Source organism: Actinophytocola sediminis, assembly GCF_054779715.1.
This window is the reverse complement of sequence record NZ_BAAGXS010000077.1, coordinates 25,966-40,099: the sequence shown is the minus strand read 5'-3', so window position 1 is coordinate 40,099 and position 14,134 is coordinate 25,966. Positions and strand designations below refer to the sequence as shown.

The following is a 14,134-nucleotide window of genomic DNA, read 5'->3' as shown; positions in this document are numbered from 1 at the left end:
CGCTCATCGTCCGCAATGAGGCATTCAGGGCAGCTCCTCGGTCAGGCGGTGGGCCAGGCGGGCGGTGTCGGCGGGCCATACGGTTATCCAGTCCGTGCCGTCGGGGCCGGGCGTCATCGTGGTCGCGTAACGGCCGTCGGCGGTGTCGAACCAGCCGATGCCCGGCTCCCGGTGCCGCCTGCCGGACTCGTCGACCCTGGTCAGTCCCAACTGCCCGGCCCGCACCACCGGCCGCTCGCGGTCGTCCGGGTCGTCGTCCGGGTCGTCGGCCGGTGGGCGCACGGTGCGCAGCACGCCACCGGCGTGCACCAGGCCGCGGGCCCGCTCGGCACGCAGGAACGCCGCCGGCCGGGTGACCGACTTCTCCGTGCCCGCCGGGGCGCTGGGCAACTGCTCGAGCAGCGCGCCGAGCGCCCGTTCCGCGCGCAGGCCCCGCAACGACACCGTCAGCCGTTGTTGCACGGCGACGAGTCCGTGCCGGCCGCGGACGACGGCCAGCGCTCTGACCGGCTCGGTGTCGGTGAGGTCGAGCAGCGCGACCAGGTCGACGGCCACCGCCGGGTCGGCGAGCAGGCGCAGCTTCTCCACCAGGCCGTCGTCGGGCCGGGTGCCGGTGGCGAGCCCTCGGCGGCTCAGGTCGGCGTACACCGCGGTCCGGATCCGGTTCCGGATACCGACCGTGTCGCCGTGGCTGCGCACCTCGAGCGGGAACGGCAACTGGCCAAGCCGCAGGTCCTCCCACAGAATGTCCAGTGCGGCGAGCGAGAGCTCGATCCTCATCCCTCGTCCAGCAGCGGCGGCGGCGCGAACACCACGACCTCGCCCGCGGCCCCGCCCATCACCCGATCCCGTTGCGTGACAACCCGAACCGCGTCCTCGTGAGCGGCGTCGTGCAGCTGTTTCTGGTCGTACATCCGTTGTGGCAGGCCGGCAAGGGCCAGTGGGCCGCCCTCGCCCGCGTCCCGGATCAGCTGGGCCGGGTCGTAGGGCACCGGGTCGGGCATGGCACGCCTGGCGGCCTCCGCGGCCTCACCCTGCCTGGCGATGGACGCACTCGCCGCGGTGATCTGCCCGCCGGTGCCGCTGCTCCACTCGGCGACCTCGGCCAGCCGGGCGCGCATCGCCGCCGCGGCGTCGCCGGTCCACCCCGCCTCGGAGTCCGCCGCGGCTCGGCGCAGGGTGTCCGCCGCCTCGGACAGGGCCGCGCCGGTGTCCGTCCAGGTGTCCGCGACGGCCTGCGCGGCGCCCGCGTCGGCGTCGTCGGTCCACCGCTTGAGCGTGGCATGGTCGTACGCGGCGGGGTTGACCTCGGCCGCCGCCGGTACCTGACGCTCATCGTGACCGGTCATCCGTACCCCTTGGTGATCAACCGATGACGTTGTGCAGCTTACTCAGGCACGAATGGCGAAAACAGCACTTCGCGCCCACATTCACCTGTACGCTCCAACCGACGGGTCATCCGTGCCGGTGGGACACCGCCGGACCGCGGTGGGACTACCGCGGCGGGAACCGCTGGGCGGCGTCGGCGTCGGCCGACTGGTAGGCGGCCATGCTCAGCTGGACGGCTTCGCGCAGGCGGCCCAACTGCTCGCTGAACCGATCCATCACCTCGGTCGCGGAGCCAGCCCCGGCGACGGTCCACTCCCGGTTGAACTGGTCGATCCGCTCCGCGTAGCCACCGCCGAGCCGGGTGTCAGCCTGCGCGGATGCCAACTGGCGCAACGTGTCCACCTGTTCCTGGACCACCGTGATCGCCTGGATCGTGGCCGCGCCGGTCAGCTCGTCGACGCGGAGGTTGCCGGTGCCGGCGGCCAACTCCAGGTCGTGCAGCGTGGACCCCACCTCGCCCCCGACAGCCGAGCTCGGCCTGGTGCTCCCGCCGGCCGGAACGTTCGGATCGATGTACATGACATCCCCTCCGTGATCGGACGGTAACCCCATGCATGGTACCTACTCCGGCCATGCTTAACCGGTGGCGTCGAACGGGAATGACACGGCATCCTGAGGGTTTAGAGATGTGGGGTCAACAGGTTTCGTATGGAGGGGAGGCGACCGTGTCACGGTTGTCCAGCTGGGTGGCCATAGGGGACAGCTTCACCGAGGGACTGGACGACGAGGCGCCGGACGGCGGCTACGTCGGCTGGGCCGACCGCCTCGCGGAGACGCTGGCGGCCGGCGATCCGGACTTCAGATACGCCAACCTCGCGGTGCGCGGCAAGCTTCTCCGGGAGATCGTCGACGAGCAGGTTCCCGTGGTGGAACAGGTCAAACCGGACCTGGTGACGATGTGCGCCGGCGGCAACGACCTGATCGTGCCCGGCAGCGACGTCGACCAACTCGCCGCCGAGTTCGAGCGGGCCGTCCGCACGCTGCGCGCCGCGGGCTGCGAGGTCGTGGTGTTCACCGGACCGGATCCGCGCAAACAACCTGTCGTGCGGCGGGTGCGCGGCAAGGTCGCGATCTACAACGCGCACCTGCGGGCCATCGCCGACCGCAACGGGGCCAAGGTCGTCGACCTCTGGGCCATGCCGGTGCTGGTCGACCTGCGCGCCTGGAGCGACGACCGGCTGCACTTCTCGCCAGAGGGTCACCGGCGGATCGCGTTGCGTACGGCCGAGGTGCTCGGCGTCGAGGTCACCGAGGACTGGCGCGAGCCGTGGCCGCCGGCACCCGTGATGCCGTGGCTGCGGTTGCGGCAGGCCGACCTGGCGTGGACCCGCACCTATCTGCTGCCCTGGGTCAGCCGCCAGCTGCGCGGGGAGTCCATAGGCGACGGCTTACGTCCCAAGAGGCCGGAACTGCAGCCGATCGCCGACCAGCACAACGGGCGCGCGACCGCCTGAGCGGACAAAGCGAGGACCGGCCGACACACGTCCCCCACGGTGCCGGCCGGTTCGCTCGGGCAGCACACCCCCACGTTGGCAGTGCCGCCCCGGCACTCGACAATCTGGCTCCGGGACAACGAGTACCGCGGCGCAGCCTGCCAGTAGGCGGCGCCGCGCGACTAACTGTTCGCTAAACGACCAACCGCACCGCCCGGCTCAGTCCCACCGGGCCAAGGGTCCTTGTCCCCTCGGCGAACTCGCTCGCCATCCGCGCCAGCTGCACGATCTCCTCGTCCTGCCCGGAGTCCCGCACCGAGTCCAGGCCCGCCTCCACGACCGCGAGCAGGTTCGTCCACTCCTGCTCGACCCAGTCGACGGCCTCACCCGGTGTGCTCATCCGAACCCGTGGCGTGTCCGGGAACCGCGCCGCCAGCTCGGGTTCGTCGTCACTGTCCGAACGCAACTGACGATGCGCGCGGTCGGCACTGACCAGGTAGTAGCGCAACAGCCTTCGCCGCGCCCGCGCTCTGTCCACCTCGGACAGTTCGGTCTCGGCGAGCTCGGTGGCGTGCAGGCGGACCAGGTCGTGCATCAGGAACACCTCCCGGCTCGCCTCGGTCACCACGAACGAGGCCGCCAGCATGCGCAGCCGCCGCCGCGCCAGGTCGACGTCACTGCCGCCCAACGCCGCCACCGCGAACGGGCCGATCCGCGTGCCGGGGAACAGGCCGAGCAGACAGACCAGCTCGGCCAGCTCCTTGTCCAGGTTCCGGTAGGTCACGTCGAGCGCGGCCCGCACGCTGGTCGCCGGATCCTCCAGATCCAGCGCGGAGAGCCGGCGCCGCTCGTCGGCCAGCTCGGTCACCAGGTCGGCCACCGACCACTGCGCGCCGCCGGCCAGCCGCGCGCCCGCGATCCGCAGCGCCAACGGCAGATGCCCGCACAACCGCGCCAGCCGCCGGCGCAGCTCCCGGTCCCGGCCCTCCGCCGGCGCGCCGGCGATCAGCTCGAGCACCTGCTCGGCCGCGCCGGCGGCCAGCGTGCCGAGCACCTGCAGCCGCGCCCCGGTGCGCGCCACCAGCGCGTCCGGCCGGACGCGGGTGGTCACCAGCACCATCGACGCCGACGCGGGCGGCAGCAGCGGCTCGATCTGCTCGGCGTCGCGCGCGTCGTCCAACAGCACCAGCACCCGCCGGTCGGCCAGGATCGACCGGTACAGCGCCGCCCGCTCGTCGACCTCGGTCGGCACGTCCTCGCCGCCGACGCCGAGCGCGAGCAGGAACCGGGTGAGCACGTCGGCCGAGGACATCGGCGTGTGCTGCGGGTCGAAGCCGCGTAGGTGCGCGAACAGCTGGCCGTCGGGGAACCGGTCGGCCACCCGGTGGGCCCACAGCACGGCGAGCGCGGTCTTGCCGACCCCGGCCGCGCCGGCGAGCACGCCCATGGCGGGCGAGCCCGCTGGCCGGCCGCCCCGGGTGAGCAAACCGTTCAGCCAGTCCAGCTCCTCCTCGCGGCCGGCGAACCCGGACGGCGCCCTTGGCAGCTGGGCCGGCACCAGCACGCCGAGTTTGGGCGAGACCACCGGCTCCGGCGACGGCTCGAGCAACGTGGTGTCGTCGCGCAGCACCCGGACGTGCAGCGCGCGCAGCTGCGGGCCGGGGTCCATGCCGAGCTCGTCGGCCGCGCGGTGGGCGAACCGTTGGTAGGCGGCCAACGCGGTCGCCCGACGGCCCGCGCGGTAGAGCGCGAGCATCAGCTGGGCGACCAGTCGTTCACGGAAGGGCTGTTCGTCGACCAGTTGGGTCAGCTCGCCGATGATCTCGTGGTGGCGGCCGAGTTCGAGGTCGGCGTCGAAGCGGGCCTCCAGCACGGCCAGGCGCAGCTCGATCAGCTCCGGGGCGGCGACCCGGTTGCTCACGTCGGCGAGCTCGGGACCGCGCCACAGCGCCCGCGCGGCGCGCAGCAGCTCGGCCCGGCGGGCCGCGGGCGTGCCGCTCGCCTCGGCCAGCAGGTCGCGGGCGAGCGTGACGTCGATCAGCGACTCGTCCACCACCAGCCGGTAGCCCGGCGGGGTGGTCGCGATGCGCACCGCGCCGGAGTCGTCCACCGCGGCCAGGCGTTGACGCAGCCCGGAGACGTAGCCCTGCACCATGGTGCGCGCGCTGGCCGGCGGCTCGTGTGCCCACAGCACGTCGACCATCCGGTCCAGCGGCACCACCTGGTTCGCCTCGAGCACCAGCAACGCGAGCACGCCGCGCATGCCGGGCCCGCCCATCGGCACCGGTCTGTCGTGCACGAACACCTGTACCGGCCCGAGCAGACAGAACCGCAGCCCCGATGCGGCGGCACGTGACATACCATGCTGGTCGGCCACGGGTCACCACCCCCCAGTTACACCCGGGCCTACCCTGTATCGCCCGGCCGACGCCCAACAAGGTACGGCCTAACCGGGCGGCGGCGCGATCTCCGCGCGAAAGACGTCATCCGGATGGCCTAACGGGCGCCGGCCCTGGCTCAGCGGCGCAGTGGAGTGGCCTCCCGGCAGGCCATGTGCCGTGGCCGGGGAGCGCTACCGCCGAACGGCGGCAGCAACGGGTTCTCCACGCTGTTGAACACCAGGAAGATCGTGGACCTGGGGAACGGGGTGATGTTGTTGCCGGAGCCGTGCATGAGGTTCGCGTCGAACATGACCGCGGTGCCCGCGGGCGCGGTGTACGGGTCGATCCCGTATGCCCTGGCCAGGTTGGTCACGTGCGTCGGGCTCGGCACGCCGATCTCACCGGCGGCCAGTGGGGTCCGGCAGTGTTCCGGCGCGATGGCACCCGCGCACGGGACGAACGTCCGGTGGGAGCCCGGCATCATCATCAGGCCGCCGTTGAACGGGTGGTGGTCGGTGAGCGCGATCGACATGCTGACCGCGCGTGGCGCCGGCATGCCGTCCTCGGCGTGCCAGGTCTCGAAGTCGGCGTGCCAGTAGTTGCCCCGGCCCTCGAAGGCCGGCAGGTAGGTCGCCCGGCTCTGGTGGATGTAGACCTCGGAGCCGAGGATCTGCCGGGCGCGGTCGAGCACTCGCGGGTCGGTCGCCAGCTCGCCGATCAGCGAGCTGAGCCGGTGGACCTCGAAGATCGTGCGGACCTCGCCGTCCTCGGTGATCACCCGAGGATCTTTGTCCAAAGTAGACGGTAAGCGGTCGAGCTCCTGGCTGAACGCGGCCACTTCCGGCGGGCTGAGCAGATCTGGATGCGCCGAGTAGCCACGGCTGTCGTGTGCGGCGAGCGTCGCCGGGTCGATCGGACCCGCCATGCCGGACGTCCACACCGTCGGTTCGTACCGGTCGAGCAACTCGGGGTCGCCGGACTTCCTTGTGGGATAGGGATCGGCGGTCCCGGTCTCGGTGAGCGTCATGCGCTCGTCCCCTCCATCTCTTGCGGGTCCTCGACGATCAGCGGATAGACGCCGTGCTCGTCGTGCACCTCGCGCCCGGTGACGGGCGGGTTGAACACGCATACGGTCCGCATCTGGGTACGCGGCCGCAGCTGGTGGTGATCGTGCTTGTCAAGCAGGTAAAGGCTTCCCGGCCCGAGCTGGTAGGTCTCGCCGGTCTCCTTGTCGAGCAGCTCACCCTCGCCCTCGACGACGAAAACAGCCTCGATGTGGTTGGCGTACCAGAAGTCGTTCACCGAACCGGCGTAGAGCGTGGTCTCGTGCACCGAGAAACCGACGCCCTCCTTGGCGAGCACTACCCGCTTGCTGCGCCAGTTCGGGGTCTTGATGTCGCGATCGGTGTCATCCAGATCGTTGACCGAGCTTACGAACACATCGCCTCCCTTGGCTCAGGAACACACCTGGTGCACGGCCGCTGTCAGCCGGTCTAGTCCGTCGACGAGCTCCTCCTCGGTGACGGTCAGCGGCGGCATCACCTTGGCCACCTCGCCGTCCGGGCCGGAGGTCTCCATCAGCAGGCCACGTTCGAAGGCCGCGCGGCAGACCCTGGTCGCCAGCTCACCGGTCTCGAACGACAGCCCACGGGCCAGGCCGCGGCCCTTGGCGTGCATCGGCGTGCCGGGGTGGGTCTCGGCCAGCTCGGTCATCACCCGCTGCACCTGCTCGCCCTTGGCCAGCGTCGACTTCTCCAGCCGGTCGTCGCGCCAGTACGTGCGCAGTGCCTCGGTGGCGCCGACGAAGGCCGGGTTGATGCCGCGGAAGGTGCCGTTGTGCTCGCCGGGCTCCCAGATGTCGAGGTCCGGGCGCAGCAGCGTGAGCGCGAGCGGCAGGCCGTAGCCGCCGATCGACTTGGACAGGCAGACGATGTCCGGGGTGATGCCGGCGGACTCGAAGCTGAAGAACGGGCCGGTGCGGCCGCAGCCCATCTGCACGTCGTCGACGATCAGCAGGATGTCGTGGCGCTTGCACAGATCCGCGAGGCCACGCAGCCACTCGTCGCGGGCGACGTTGATGCCGCCCTCGCCCTGCACGGTCTCCACGATCACCGCGGCCGGCTCGTTCAGCCCGGAGCCGCTGTCCTCGAGCAGGCGCTCGAACCAGAGGAAGTCCTCGGTCTTGCCGTCGAGGTAGTTGTCGTAGGGCATGGGGGTGGCGTGCACCAGCGGGATGCCGGCGCCGCCGCGCTTCATCGAGTTGCCGGTCACCGACAGCGCGCCGAGGGTCATGCCGTGGAACGCGTTGGTGAAGTTGATGATCGACTCACGGCCGGTGACCTTGCGGGCCAGCTTCAGCGCCGCCTCGACCGAGTTCGCGCCGGCCGGGCCGGGGAACATGATCTTGTAGTCCAGCGAGCGGGGGCCGAGCACGACCTCGGTGAAGGTCTCCAGGAAGTCGCGCTTGGCGACCGTCTGCATGTCCAGCGAGTGCGTCACGCCGTCGCGCATGATGTAGTCGACGATGGCCTGCTTGAGCACCGGGTTGTTGTGCCCGTAGTTGAGCGCGCCGGCGCCGGCGAAGAAGTCCAGGTATGCCCGGCCGCTCTCCTCGTACAGCCAGGATCCGGTGGCGCGATCGAACACCACGGGCCAACCCCGGCTGTAACTTCGTACTTCCGATTCGACCGACTCAAATACGTTCATGATGCTCCTCAAACGGATCTTTTCCCATGCCGCACAACACGCGAAATCGCGTTGGCACGCAATGGGATCGGAAATGAGCTACGAGGCTGCGCGCACTCCAGGTGTGGCGCGGAACGGTCCGATACGGAACCGGATCTCGGACTCGTGCTCGTCTGGGAACTGGCCGGCATCGAACGTGCCGGCACGGTCCATGGTCGCTCCCCAGCGTCTGGCGAGCGAGGCGAACAACGCGTTGGACGCGTCGTTGTCGGGTGTGATGGTGGTCTCCAGATGACGCACCCCCTGCTCGAACAACCGCCCGACCAGCGCATCGAGTAACGCTCCCGCGGTTCCTCTGCCTCGCTGTGACGAGTCGACCGCGATCTGCCACACGACGACCGTGTCCGGTCTCGTTGGCCTGCGGTAACCGATGACGAACCCGACCACGTCGTCGTCGACCCGAGCCACGGCAGAGGTGTCAGCGAAATCGTGACACCACATGAGGTAAGCGTAAGAGGAGTTCAGATCAAGTTTTCGCGAATCGCGCGCGATCCGCCAGATCGATGCACCGTCTCTTGTAGACGGTTCGTCGATCACCTGATCCGCCGCCCCTCGGTTGTCGCCCTTGGCACGGTTGGCGTGCTTTTCGGACATACCAATGAAACCTAACAGGGTTCTTTCCCGGAATCAGCCTTACGCGATCTTGGGCACACCATAACCTGCGGATACTCAGAATTAACTGTGATAACAACAACAAAACTGTTGTGATCATGCGTTGCGATATGGTATATAGCCAGGTGCCTTATCGGATCTTTTTGGTTGACGACCATGAAATCGTCCGGCGCGGAATCGCCGATCTGTTCGAGGACGAGCCGGACATCGAGATCGTCGGTGAGGCGTCCTCCTACGACGAAGCCCTCGCCCGCATCCCGTCCAGCCGGGTCGACGTCGCCGTGCTCGACGTACGCCTCGGCGAACGTTCCGAGGAGCGGAACGGCGTTCAGTTGTGTCGGGAACTGCGCTCGCGACAGCCGGAGCTGCGCTGCCTTATCTTCACCTCGTACTCCGACGACGAGGCGTTGCTCAACGCCATCATGGCCGGCGCGTCCGGGTTCGTGCTCAAACAGGTGCTCGGCAACGACCTGAAGACCGCGCTGCGCACCGTGGGCGCCGGCGGCTCCCTGCTTGACGGCCGGACCACCGAGGCCCTGATGAAGCGCCTGCGTCAGGGCGCGGACGGCCACGGCCCCCTGACCAACCTTACCGACCAGGAACGCGCGGTGTTCGAGCTCATCGGCGAGGGCATGACCAACCGCCAGATCGCCGAACGCCTGTTCCTGGCCGAGAAGACCGTCAAGAACTACGTCTCCCACCTATTGGCCAAGCTCGGCATGCAACGCCGCACCCAGGCCGCCGTCCTCGCCACCGAGCTCAAGTCCCGCAAACCCCACCCCTGAGCCGGGTCAGACCTGGGTGATGGGGACTCGCCAGGTGAGGCGGGTGCCGCCTTCCGGGCCGGGGCTGACGTTGAGGACCCCGCCCCGGCGGGCGGCGCGGCGTTCGATGCCGAGCAGGCCGCTGCGGGCCACGCCCGGCGGGAAGCCGACGCCGTCGTCGACCACGTCGATCACCAGGTCGACGCCCGCCTCCACGGTGACCACGATCGTGCCGGCCCTGGAGTGCCGCACGGCGTTGCTCAGCGCCTCCCGCAGCACCGCGGTCGCGTGCGCGGCCAGCTGGTCGGGCACCAGCGTGTCGACCGCGCCGGAGATTCGCACCGACGGCGTCACGTCGGCGTCGGCGCTCAGCTCGTCGACGATGTCGAGCATCCGGCGGCGCAGGCTCGCCGACGAGTCGGTGCCGGTGGTGTGCAGGTCGAAGATCGAGGTCCGGATCTCGCGCACGGTCTCGTCCAGCTGCTCCACCGCCCGGCTCACCCGCGCGCGCACGTCCGGGTCGGTGATCCGGCGCACCGTGCCCTGCAGGCTCATCCCGGTGGCGAACAGCCGCTGGATCACGTGGTCGTGCAGGTCGCCGGCGATCCGGTCCCGGTCGGCGAGCACGTCGAGCTGGCGCTGCGCCCGGTGCTTCTCGGCCAGCTCCATCGCCATCGCCGCCTGATCGGCGAAGGAGGCCAGCAACGGCATCTGGTCGCGCCGGTACAGCTTGGCGCCCTTGTTCCGCATGGCGATCAGCACGCCGCCGGCCACGTTGCCCGCGCCGAGCGGCACCACCACCGCCGGCCCGAAGTCGCCGTCGGCCACGCTCCAGCCCTCGGGCATCAGCTCACTGAGGTCCTTGATCAACCCCGAGCTCCCGCTGCGGAACATGTCCTCGACCAGGCGTTCCTCGGCCCGCAGGCGCATCCCGACCAGCCGCTCGCCACGCTCCCCCGCGCCGGCGCGCACCAGCACGTGATCCGGCGGGTCGGCCAGCAGGATCAGCGCGCAGTCCGAACGGGACAGCTCCAGCGCCCGGCGGGCGATCAGCGTGAGCGCGTCCTGGCTGGACGCGCCGCCCAGCAGCGCGGCGTTGACCTCGCCGGAGGCCTCCAGCCACCGCTCCCGCATCCGGGACTCCTCGAACAGCCGCGCGTTCTCCACCGCCACCCCGGCGGCCGCGGCCAACCCCTGCAACACCACCTCGTCATCGGCGGTGAACGGCACCGCGCCGCGCTTCTCGGTCAGGTAGAGGTTGCCGAAGATCTCCCCGCGCACCCGGATCGGCGCGCCGAGGAAGCTGCGCATCGGCGGGTGGTTGGCCGGGAAGCCGACCGACGCCGGGTGCTCGGTCAGGTCGTCCACCCTGATCGGCAGCGGGTTCTCGATCAGCACGCCGAGCAGGCCGCGGCCCTCCGGTAAGTGGCCCATCGTGCCCTTGGTCTCGTCATCGATACCGACCGTGACGAACTCCGACAGCCGCTCCTGCCGGTCCTGGCTGAGCACCCCGAGCGCGCCGTAGCGGGCGTCGACCAGCTCGACGGCGGTGTGCACGATGCGGTTGAGCGTGCCCTCGAGCTCCAGGCCGGCGCCGACGGCCACCACCGCGTCCAGCAGACCCTGTAGTCGGTCACGGGTCCGCACGATCTCCGCCAGCCGGCTCTGCAGGTCTCCGAGCAACCCGTCGAGGAGCTGGCCCTCGGGTTCCGGCGCATCTGGCATGGCAACCCCGACAGTCCAGGGAAACGATGTCTGCGGAAGGGACCCCTTCAGCACCTCGGCTATCGGAGATCCTCAACGCAGCGTTACCTCGGTTGCACAGTGTGCCCGGTAGTTGCGCTGCGGAGCCGCCGACCCGCCGTGCGTGCGAGCAATGCCACGCAGACGATCTCCCCGGCTACTGGCGGGCGTCCCGTCGATATGGAACGGTTCCCCGGTAACCGTCGTCCGGCTGACCAGGTGACCGAAATGGGTCGAAGGTCCCGGCGGACGAACGGTCGTTGTGCCCTGGCGCGGTAGCCGCGTCTCACGGAGGCTCCTCGCTCGGAGGCGGCATGCTCAGGAACGGGCAAAGGGAGGTGACCGGGTGCGCGCGGAGCCACGACGGCTGGCGGAGCTGACGCGCCCGGAGTCCCTCCGGCTGCTCGACGGGGTGCCCATCGGCCGGATCGTGTACACGGTGCGCGCGCTGCCCGCGATCGTGCCGGTGAGCCATGTGATCGACGACGGCATGGTCGTGGTGCGGACCCATGTCGGCGCGGGCGCCGAGTGCGCCGGCTCGGTGGTGGCCTACCAGGCCGACCAGATCGACGTGCACGCCAGGACCGGCTGGAGCGTCACGGTCACCGGGGTGGCCAGGCGCGTGCTCGACGCCGACGAGCTCGCCGACTACGAGGCGCGGCTGACCCCGCTGATCGAGGCGCACACGGTGGAGACCCTGCGCATCTATCCGGAGATCGTGACCGGGTACCGCCTGGTCAACGGCGTGGAACGCTAGGCACGCAGGCCGGAGAAGATCACCGCCAGCGTCCTGGTCCGCAGGTCGTCGCTCCAGTCGCCGTGCAGTGCGCCCTGGGTGGTGGCGGTGAGCAGCGCGAGCACCTCGTCCAGGTGGATGTCCGCGCGGACCGTGCCCGCGCGCTGGGCCAGCGTGAGCAGCACGCCGAGCGCGTCCGCCAGGCCGCGCAACGGTTCGGCCGCGCCGACCGGCGTGCCGCTCGCGGCCAGGGCGTCCACCACGGCGCGGTTGGCCGCCGCCTGCTCGACCACCCTGGTGAAGAACTCGAACAGCGCGCCGCCCCCGTCGGTGGCCGCCAGCGCATGCACGTCGGCGGTGAGCCGGTCCAGCAGGGCCTTCATGATCGCGGCGAGCAGGTCCTGTTTGGTCGGGAAGTGCCGGAACACCGTGCCGACAACGACTCCGGCCTCGACCGCGACGTCCTCTGTGGACGCGGACGTGCCACGCGCGGCGAAGACCAGCTCGGCGGCGGCCAGGATGCGTTCCCGGTTGCGCCGCGCGTCAGCCCGCAACGGCTTGCTTGACAAAATGAGTCTCCACTCATTATTTTCGTAAAATAAGTACTGACTCATCTTAAGGGGCGACCATGACCGACACCACCGCGTTCGCGAACCGGGTTGCCGACTACTTCCTCGGCCACGGCGAGAACCACGAGCTGTGGGCGGAGGATCTGGTGATCGAGTCGCCGTTCGCGCGCACCGATCGGCAGCGCCGGTACGTCGGCCGACAGAAGTTCCTTGACGCCACAAGGGAAAGCCGGGAGGCACTGCCGGTGCGGTTCGAGGAGTTCCGCGACGTCACGGTCCACGACGCCGGTGAGACACTGGTGATCGAGTACGAACTGGCCGGCACCGTGCTCACCACGGGAAAGAAGGCGTCCGCGCGCTTCATCGCGGTGGCGCGGGTGCGCGGCGAGCAGGTCACCCACTGGCGCGAGTACCCGGACACCCAGGCCATCACCGAGGCCCTCGGCGACAGCTGGCGCTAGGACTCCGGCAGGGTCGCCGGATCGGTTGCCAGTGCGCGCAACCGGGTCAGTGCCCCGACCCGCGCCAGGTCGTAGGCCGAGTCGTCGTCGTGCAGGACCGACTGGCCGTTGGCCGCGGACACCAACGCCGCCAGCTCGAACGCCAGCTGTCGACTGTCGCTTGTGGACACCAGTTGGCCGAGCTGGCGCGCATCCTCGGCGGCCTGGCGCAGCAACCGCGCCCAGTCGGCCAGTGCGGCGGCCACCGCGTCGCGCACTCGCCCCGGCCGCGAGTCGTACTCCGCCGACACCGCGAGGAAGAAGCACCCGCCGGGGAAGACCCGGTCGCACGAGTAGTCGATCCACCCGGTGCACAGCAGCCAGAGCCGCAGCACCCCCGGCGGGACCTCGAACGCCGGCCGCACCACCGCCTCGACGAACACCTCCCGCGCCGCCTCGACCGTGGCGAGCTGCAGCTCCTCCTTCGAGCCGAACCTGGCGAACACGCCGCTCTTGCTCACGTCGAGCTCCGTGGCCAGCCGGCCGATCGACAGCCCGTCGAGCCCGTCCACCGAGGCGATGGCCATCGCGTGCCCGAGCACGCTCGCCCGGGTCTGCGCACCGCGGCGCACTCGCCCATCCGTCACTCAAGACAAACTAGACGATCGTGCTTGATTCCTCCACATCTGTGGACAATACCTGTGGATGGCCACTAGTCTGCCCGCGAAACATTTAGCACGACCGTTCACAAAGGGGTAGCAGTCAGATGGACATGATCGCGTTTCACCGCAGAGCGACCGCGTCGACCACCTCGGTCATCGACCAGGTGCCCGCCGAGCGGCTCGACGCGCCGACACCGTGCGAGAGCTGGACGATCAGCGACATCATCGAGCACCTGGTCGGCAACAGCCACAACATGCTCGACCGACTCGACCAGAAGTCCACTGTGGACGATCTGGCCGGGCTGCACGAGGTGGTGCTCGCCGCCTACGACGATCCCGAGATCCTGGCACGGAAGTTCGAGCTGGCCGGCATCGAGGTCGACGGCAACAGCGTCATCGCGGTGAACGCCGCCGACGTGTTCATCCACGGCTGGGACATCGCCCGCGCCGCCGGCCTCGACGTCAGCTTCGACGAGGACCTGATCGCCATCGTCAAGGGCATCACCTCCCAGTTCCCCGACAGCGTGCGCGGACCGAACGCCGGCTTCGCCCACGCCCGCCCGATCAGCGACGACGCCTCGCCGCAGGACAAGCTGATCGCCTTCCTCGGCCGCGACCCCGAGTGGGCGCCCGCGCTGGCGAGCTGACCGACCACCACCG

Annotated in this window: 16 protein-coding genes; 5 read left to right on the top strand and 11 right to left on the bottom strand. The window is 70.0% G+C overall.

The window, feature by feature from the left end; genetic code table 11:
• Positions 1-24: 24 nt before the first annotated feature.
• The 3 genes from ACYVIP_RS35200 to ACYVIP_RS35190 all read right to left on the bottom strand — a co-directional run bounded on the left by ACYVIP_RS35200 (position 25) and on the right by ACYVIP_RS35190 (position 1,908).
• Positions 25-780, bottom strand: a complete 756-nt coding sequence (locus tag ACYVIP_RS35200) for an ESX secretion-associated protein EspG (RefSeq protein ID WP_460404364.1) — start codon at positions 778-780, stop codon at positions 25-27.
• Positions 777-1,349 (bottom strand): hypothetical protein, encoded by a 573-nt coding sequence (locus ACYVIP_RS35195; RefSeq protein ID WP_460404362.1) that lies wholly within the window; start codon positions 1,347-1,349, stop codon positions 777-779. Before ACYVIP_RS35195 ends, ACYVIP_RS35200 begins: the two co-directional genes overlap by 4 nt.
• A gap of 145 nt (positions 1,350-1,494) precedes the next feature.
• Positions 1,495-1,908 (bottom strand): hypothetical protein, encoded by a 414-nt coding sequence (locus tag ACYVIP_RS35190; protein ID WP_460404360.1) that lies wholly within the window; start codon positions 1,906-1,908, stop codon positions 1,495-1,497.
• A 107-nt stretch (positions 1,909-2,015) separates the two neighbouring features.
• Here ACYVIP_RS35190 and ACYVIP_RS35185 point away from each other — a divergent pair, with 107 nt between their 5' ends.
• A complete protein-coding gene (locus tag ACYVIP_RS35185) occupies positions 2,016-2,843 on the top strand; it encodes an SGNH/GDSL hydrolase family protein (protein ID WP_460404358.1) in 828 nt (275 codons plus the stop codon).
• Positions 2,844-3,015: 172 nt separating this feature from the next.
• On the opposite strand, the gene ACYVIP_RS35180 is transcribed toward ACYVIP_RS35185, so the two are convergent.
• The 5 genes from ACYVIP_RS35180 to ectA form a co-directional block, all read right to left on the bottom strand.
• Positions 3,016-5,199 carry an AfsR/SARP family transcriptional regulator gene (locus tag ACYVIP_RS35180; protein ID WP_460404356.1) on the bottom strand — a complete coding sequence of 728 codons (2,184 nt, stop codon included), beginning with the start codon at positions 5,197-5,199 and terminating at the stop codon, positions 3,016-3,018.
• A 140-nt stretch (positions 5,200-5,339) separates the two neighbouring features.
• Positions 5,340-6,230 carry a phytanoyl-CoA dioxygenase family protein gene (locus ACYVIP_RS35175; RefSeq protein WP_460404354.1) on the bottom strand — a complete coding sequence of 297 codons (891 nt, stop codon included), beginning with the start codon at positions 6,228-6,230 and terminating at the stop codon, positions 5,340-5,342.
• Entirely contained in the window at positions 6,227-6,643 is a 417-nt protein-coding gene (locus tag ACYVIP_RS35170) for an ectoine synthase (RefSeq protein ID WP_460404352.1), read from the bottom strand. The genes ACYVIP_RS35175 and ACYVIP_RS35170 overlap by 4 nt, the downstream gene beginning before the upstream one ends.
• Before the next feature lie 15 nt (positions 6,644-6,658).
• Positions 6,659-7,909: a diaminobutyrate--2-oxoglutarate transaminase gene (gene ectB / locus ACYVIP_RS35165; RefSeq protein WP_460404350.1), complete on the bottom strand. Its 1,251-nt coding sequence runs from the start codon at positions 7,907-7,909 to the stop codon at positions 6,659-6,661.
• Positions 7,910-7,987: 78 nt separating this feature from the next.
• Positions 7,988-8,542, bottom strand: coding sequence for a diaminobutyrate acetyltransferase (gene ectA / locus ACYVIP_RS35160; RefSeq protein WP_460404348.1), 555 nt, complete (start codon positions 8,540-8,542; stop codon positions 7,988-7,990).
• 116 nt (positions 8,543-8,658) lie between these two features.
• Between ectA and ACYVIP_RS35155 the strand changes: the two genes are divergently transcribed.
• Positions 8,659-9,345 carry a response regulator transcription factor gene (locus ACYVIP_RS35155; protein ID WP_460404346.1) on the top strand — a complete coding sequence of 229 codons (687 nt, stop codon included), beginning with the start codon at positions 8,659-8,661 and terminating at the stop codon, positions 9,343-9,345.
• A gap of 6 nt (positions 9,346-9,351) precedes the next feature.
• On the opposite strand, the gene ACYVIP_RS35150 is transcribed toward ACYVIP_RS35155, so the two are convergent.
• Complete coding sequence (locus ACYVIP_RS35150; RefSeq protein ID WP_460404344.1) at positions 9,352-11,049, bottom strand: sensor histidine kinase; 1,698 nt, start codon at positions 11,047-11,049, stop codon at positions 9,352-9,354.
• A gap of 364 nt (positions 11,050-11,413) precedes the next feature.
• On the opposite strand from ACYVIP_RS35150, the gene ACYVIP_RS35145 reads away from it, so the two are divergent.
• A complete protein-coding gene (locus ACYVIP_RS35145; RefSeq protein ID WP_460404342.1) occupies positions 11,414-11,824 on the top strand; it encodes a pyridoxamine 5'-phosphate oxidase family protein in 411 nt (136 codons plus the stop codon).
• On the opposite strand, the gene ACYVIP_RS35140 is transcribed toward ACYVIP_RS35145, so the two are convergent.
• Positions 11,821-12,372 carry a TetR/AcrR family transcriptional regulator gene (locus ACYVIP_RS35140; RefSeq protein ID WP_460404340.1) on the bottom strand — a complete coding sequence of 184 codons (552 nt, stop codon included), beginning with the start codon at positions 12,370-12,372 and terminating at the stop codon, positions 11,821-11,823. The two genes, ACYVIP_RS35145 and ACYVIP_RS35140, sit on opposite strands and share 4 nt — an antisense overlap.
• 59 nt (positions 12,373-12,431) lie before the next feature.
• Here ACYVIP_RS35140 and ACYVIP_RS35135 point away from each other — a divergent pair, with 59 nt between their 5' ends.
• A complete protein-coding gene (locus tag ACYVIP_RS35135; protein ID WP_460404338.1) occupies positions 12,432-12,833 on the top strand; it encodes a nuclear transport factor 2 family protein in 402 nt (133 codons plus the stop codon).
• Here the strand turns inward: ACYVIP_RS35135 and ACYVIP_RS35130 are convergent.
• Positions 12,830-13,459, bottom strand: coding sequence for a TetR/AcrR family transcriptional regulator (locus tag ACYVIP_RS35130; protein ID WP_460404336.1), 630 nt, complete (start codon positions 13,457-13,459; stop codon positions 12,830-12,832). The two genes, ACYVIP_RS35135 and ACYVIP_RS35130, sit on opposite strands and share 4 nt — an antisense overlap.
• A gap of 125 nt (positions 13,460-13,584) precedes the next feature.
• Here ACYVIP_RS35130 and ACYVIP_RS35125 point away from each other — a divergent pair, with 125 nt between their 5' ends.
• Positions 13,585-14,121, top strand: coding sequence for a TIGR03086 family metal-binding protein (locus ACYVIP_RS35125; RefSeq protein ID WP_460404334.1), 537 nt, complete (start codon positions 13,585-13,587; stop codon positions 14,119-14,121).
• The last annotated feature ends 13 nt before the right edge of the window (positions 14,122-14,134 follow it).

Excerpts from the sequence above, each read along its gene's own strand:
- ectA (WP_460404348.1), bottom strand. The coding sequence starts at position 8,542 with ATGTCCGAAAAGCACGCCAACCGTGCCAAGGGCGACAACCGAGGGGCG.
- ACYVIP_RS35200 (WP_460404364.1), bottom strand. The coding sequence starts at position 780 with ATGAGGATCGAGCTCTCGCTCGCCGCACTGGACATTCTGTGGGAGGAC.
- ACYVIP_RS35175 (WP_460404354.1), bottom strand. The coding sequence starts at position 6,230 with ATGACGCTCACCGAGACCGGGACCGCCGATCCCTATCCCACAAGGAAG.
- ACYVIP_RS35190 (WP_460404360.1), bottom strand. The coding sequence starts at position 1,908 with ATGTACATCGATCCGAACGTTCCGGCCGGCGGGAGCACCAGGCCGAGC.
- ACYVIP_RS35185 (WP_460404358.1), top strand. The coding sequence starts at position 2,016 with ATGTGGGGTCAACAGGTTTCGTATGGAGGGGAGGCGACCGTGTCACGG.
- ACYVIP_RS35155 (WP_460404346.1), top strand. The coding sequence starts at position 8,659 with ATGCGTTGCGATATGGTATATAGCCAGGTGCCTTATCGGATCTTTTTG.
- ACYVIP_RS35125 (WP_460404334.1), top strand. The coding sequence starts at position 13,585 with ATGATCGCGTTTCACCGCAGAGCGACCGCGTCGACCACCTCGGTCATC.
- ACYVIP_RS35195 (WP_460404362.1), bottom strand. The coding sequence starts at position 1,349 with ATGACCGGTCACGATGAGCGTCAGGTACCGGCGGCGGCCGAGGTCAAC.
- ACYVIP_RS35150 (WP_460404344.1), bottom strand. The coding sequence starts at position 11,049 with ATGCCAGATGCGCCGGAACCCGAGGGCCAGCTCCTCGACGGGTTGCTC.
- ACYVIP_RS35135 (WP_460404338.1), top strand. The coding sequence starts at position 12,432 with ATGACCGACACCACCGCGTTCGCGAACCGGGTTGCCGACTACTTCCTC.
- ectB (WP_460404350.1), bottom strand. The coding sequence starts at position 7,909 with ATGAACGTATTTGAGTCGGTCGAATCGGAAGTACGAAGTTACAGCCGG.